A 3,276-nucleotide genomic window follows, 5' to 3' on the forward strand; every position below is an offset into this window, starting at 1 on the left:
CTAACGAATGACCAATTTCTGTCCCACTCTCTTTTCCCAAATGGTAGACTTTGCTTGTCGATTCTCGTGCTGGCGAAAAAAATAAATTGACAATGGATAGTAGAATATTGTTTGCTAAGAGTTGGGCAAATGGTCAAAAAAGAGCAAAAAGTGGCTTGGATTTTGGTTTATGAAAGGGGAAAAAGGCGAAAAATAAAAGGTGTCGCTTGAAAAAACTGCTACTTATGTTATAATGGATTGTATGTAAAAAATTTGAAGGAGAACTGACAGAATGTCTGTATCATTTGAAAACAAAGAAACAAATCGTGGAGTATTGACTTTTACTATCGGTCAAGACCAAATCAAACCTGCTTTGGATCGCGCTTTTAATGCAGTTAAGAAAAATATTGCTGTACCAGGTTTCCGTAAGGGTCATATTCCTCGTCCAGTCTTCAACCAACGTTTTGGTGAAGAATCACTTTATCAAGATGTCTTGAATGCCTTGCTTCCAGCAGCTTATGAAGCAGCTGTGAAAGAAGCTGGTCTTGAAGTGGTTGCACAACCAAAAATTGATGTGACTTCAATGGAAAAAGGCCAAGACTGGGTCATCACTGCTGATGTTGTGACAAAACCTGAAGTGAAATTGGGTGCTTACAAAGATCTTGAAGTATCTGTAGAAGTTTCTAAGGAAGTGACTGATGCTGAAGTTGATGAGCGCATTGAGCGTGAACGTAACAACTTGGCTGAATTGGTTCTGAAAGATGGAGCAGCAGCTGAAGGTGATACAGTTGTCATCGACTTTGTTGGTTCTGTTGATGGTGTTGAATTTGACGGCGGAAAAGGCGATAACTTCTCACTTGGACTTGGTTCAGGTCAATTCATCCCAGGCTTCGAAGATCAATTGGTTGGTCACTCAGCTGGTGAAACAGTAGACGTTGTTGTAACCTTCCCAGAAGACTACCAAGCAGCTGACCTTGCTGGTAAAGAAGCAAAATTCGTTACAACAATCCATGAAGTTAAAGAAAAAGAAGTTCCAGCTCTTGATGATGAACTTGCAAAAGACATCGACGAAGAAGTTGAAACTCTTGCTGAATTGAAAGAAAAATACCGTAAAGAATTAGCAGAAGCCAAAGAAGCAGCTTACAACGATGCAGTTGAAGCAGCAGCGATTGATCTTGCAGTAGAAAATGCAGAAATCGTTGATCTTCCAGAAGAAATGATTCACGAAGAAGTTCATCGCGCTGTGAACGAATTCCTCGGCAACATGCAACGTCAAGGTATCTCTCCTGATATGTACTTCCAAATCACTGGTACAACTCAAGAAGACCTTCACAAGCAATATGAAGCAGATGCTGCAGCACGCACTAAGACTAACCTCGTTGTAGAAGCAGTTGCGAAAGCAGAAGGCTTTGAAGCTAGCGCTGAAGAAGTTGAAGCAGAAATCACTTCATTGGCAACAGACTACAACATGGAAGCAGACCGCGTTCGCCAATTGCTTTCAGAAGAAATGCTTAAACATGATATCGCTGTTAAAAAAGCAGTTGAAGTCATCACAAGCACTGCTAAAGTAAAATAATAGCTTCTAGTCAACTCTAGTGGATGACAAATGCAAGCACAGGAGAGAACGATTTGTTCTCTCTTTTTTGATTTTGGAGAGGTGGTTTAAAGTAGGAAACCCAATCTCTAGATTAAAATAAGCTCTACAATTCCTACAGGGAGTTAATCTCTGTAGAAATTATAGAGCTAATATCACAACATCCATGGAATACCCATGTCGTCAACTTTTTTAGCAGCATTAAATGCAGCTATTTCGTTTTCAATAATTTTTAATAACTCATCTTCCTCAAGTAAATGTAATATTTCAAGATTCTTTTGTGTCAGTTCCTCACTAGCATCACAAATTCCGATTCTAGCCGAATGAAATGCAATTGCATCATATCGTTTAAGTAATTTTGCTGTTTTAATAACGATCGAACAAATATGACTACACATAGGATAGTGTTTATAGTAAAAATAAAAGGTGGACAAATTTGATAGGATGGCTAGCTTTATAGGAAGGATATTTTGAAAATCAGAGTATTTTTCTAGTCTGTGAAGAATTAATTGAGTTGTATCTAGAATTGTCTCAGTAGGAAGGACAAAAAGAATGGAGTTTAAAATGTTGAAATCTGATGCGTACCATGTATCGTGGTGTTTTAAATCACTCCATAGAATATCAACGATATCTTGTGTCACTTTATCTATGTTTAAAATTCCATTCTTTCTAATTTGAAGTACAACGGTCAAAGATTGGTGCAATTTTTGGATAGAGATATCACAATGAGTTTTTAGATAAGATTCACATTGTTTATGAATAGCTTCAAGTTCTCCTATTCCACTAATTGAATGAATGTTGCTGATTTGGTTTAATATTTCGATATGCTCACTAGGATGGTAAAGATTACAAATATAATCAAATTCATCAAAGCTCATATTAATTTGTTGAAGTAAAAAAGCCATGTTCTCGTACTTTGGAACGACAAGTCCATTCTCTATTTTAGAGAGTGTTGTAGGAGACAGTACATTGCCACACACATCTGACTGAGTGAGGTTTTTAGACTTTCTAATTTTTTGATAAACTTTTCCAAAATCATATCTCATATCATAATCTCCAAAAAAACTTGAAAATAGTTAAAACAATACTACATGATTCTGACTACATTATATAATTTAGTAAGGAGGAATGCAAAGAAATATAAAAAAATTCAAGTCGTAAATTATGTTCTGTCATTTTCTTATATATTCTTACTAAACTCTATGTTAGGCTAGAGAATTGTGTAGGATATGGAATTTAGAAATAAGAAAGTAGGTCAAAAATGGCTAAGAAAAAGATGCTGTTAACTTTATCAGTCGTAGCATTAGGAATTGCTTCATATGCTTTGCTGAAACCAGTTATTGCAGAAACAACAATCGGTAAAACAAACGAAAATCAGACGATTTCAATTTATAAGAATTTACTAAAAGGTAAATCTGAAAAAGAGATTAATGACTACTTTTCAGGTTTATCAGACAGCAAACTGATCATTGCAGACAAATCAGGTGGTTTTACAACTAGCTCTACAGATGATTACAGTAATCCAGTAGATACAACCGATGAGAATGGCAATAAAGAACTAAAATCTTTCCAAGATAAAAGTGTTGCTGCAACAGTTGGTGAAATCAAAGAAGCACTTAAGAACAACTAAATCATACAACTTGCTGATGTTGATTGCTAGTTGCTGAATTAGAGAGAAAGAGAGTGGGACAGAAATCGGTAAT

3 protein-coding genes are annotated in these 3,276 nt (G+C 36.0%); 2 read left to right on the forward strand and 1 reads right to left on the reverse strand.

Annotated elements, in window-relative coordinates; translation table 11 throughout:
* The first annotated feature begins 271 nt into the window (after positions 1-271).
* Positions 272-1,555, forward strand: coding sequence for a trigger factor (gene tig / locus A0765_RS09485; protein WP_005591726.1), 1,284 nt, complete (start codon positions 272-274; stop codon positions 1,553-1,555).
* 173 nt (positions 1,556-1,728) lie between these two features.
* Here tig and A0765_RS09490 read toward each other — a convergent pair whose 3' ends face one another.
* A complete protein-coding gene (locus A0765_RS09490) occupies positions 1,729-2,619 on the reverse strand; it encodes a helix-turn-helix domain-containing protein (RefSeq protein ID WP_062006321.1) in 891 nt (296 codons plus the stop codon).
* Positions 2,620-2,834: 215 nt separating this feature from the next.
* Here A0765_RS09490 and A0765_RS09495 point away from each other — a divergent pair, with 215 nt between their 5' ends.
* Positions 2,835-3,203 carry a hypothetical protein gene (locus A0765_RS09495; protein ID WP_062006322.1) on the forward strand — a complete coding sequence of 123 codons (369 nt, stop codon included), beginning with the start codon at positions 2,835-2,837 and terminating at the stop codon, positions 3,201-3,203.
* Positions 3,204-3,276: the final 73 nt, after the last annotated feature.

Origin of the sequence: Streptococcus cristatus (assembly GCF_001588905.1) — a bacterium.
In the GTDB taxonomy this organism is placed as follows: Bacteria; Bacillota; Bacilli; order Lactobacillales; family Streptococcaceae; genus Streptococcus; species Streptococcus cristatus_N.

Bases quoted from the DNA above. Each gene is read 5' to 3' on its own strand.
- A0765_RS09495 (WP_062006322.1), top strand. From the start codon at position 2,835: ATGGCTAAGAAAAAGATGCTGTTAACTTTATCAGTCGTAGCATTAGGA.
- tig (WP_005591726.1), top strand. From the start codon at position 272: ATGTCTGTATCATTTGAAAACAAAGAAACAAATCGTGGAGTATTGACT.
- A0765_RS09490 (WP_062006321.1), bottom strand. From the start codon at position 2,619: ATGAGATATGATTTTGGAAAAGTTTATCAAAAAATTAGAAAGTCTAAA.